Genomic DNA, 484 nt, shown 5'->3' with positions numbered 1-484 from the left:
GCCTCGGCGACGCTCCCGCTGGCATAGGCGGCCAAGCTGGCGACGGAGCGGGTCGGCGTGGCGACGCTGGACAGTGCCTCGGGCGAGATCGCAAGAACCGGTAAATCCAACGCCTGCCCCAATGGCGACAGGCCGGAGAGTTTGTCTGTCACGGTGGCGAGGTGGGTGACGGAGGGATGCCCCCGTTGCGCCAGCCGCAAGGCCGCGCGCAGCGACTCCAGCGGTGCACCTGCCCGAAATCCGAACCCGGCGACGATCACAGGATGACACTCCATTGCACGACGGGATAGCTCGACCGCCAACCGCGGCGGCGGCCCAGCGGAGCAGCCTGAGCGAGCTCGATCCGCAGCAGAGCACCGCCCTTGGCGCTGTGCCAGGCGGCGAGCAGTGCTTCCGATTCCAGTGTCACCGCATTGGCGACGAGCCGCGTGCCGACCGGCAGGCGTGCCCACAGCGCCTCCAGCAAATCTTGCGACAGGCCGCC

General features: G+C 69.4%; 1 protein-coding gene and 1 pseudogene. Both read right to left on the bottom strand.

What is annotated here, in order from left to right; translation table 11 throughout:
- Window positions 1-260, bottom strand: a 260-nt coding sequence (locus AACY19_RS27105; RefSeq protein ID WP_339454569.1) for a cobalamin biosynthesis protein, incomplete at its 3' end; no start/stop codon positions are given.
- Window positions 257-484, bottom strand: a pseudogene (locus tag AACY19_RS27100) (cobalamin biosynthesis bifunctional protein CbiET); the annotation flags it as partial. The pseudogene AACY19_RS27100 and the gene AACY19_RS27105, both read right to left, overlap by 4 nt.

Source organism: Pseudomonas sp. EA_5y_Pfl2_R50 (assembly GCF_963970475.1).
Classification (GTDB): Bacteria; Pseudomonadota; Gammaproteobacteria; order Pseudomonadales; family Pseudomonadaceae; genus Aquipseudomonas.
Note: the sequence above shows the minus strand (reverse complement) of the source record. Positions and strands in the feature narration are given on the sequence as shown.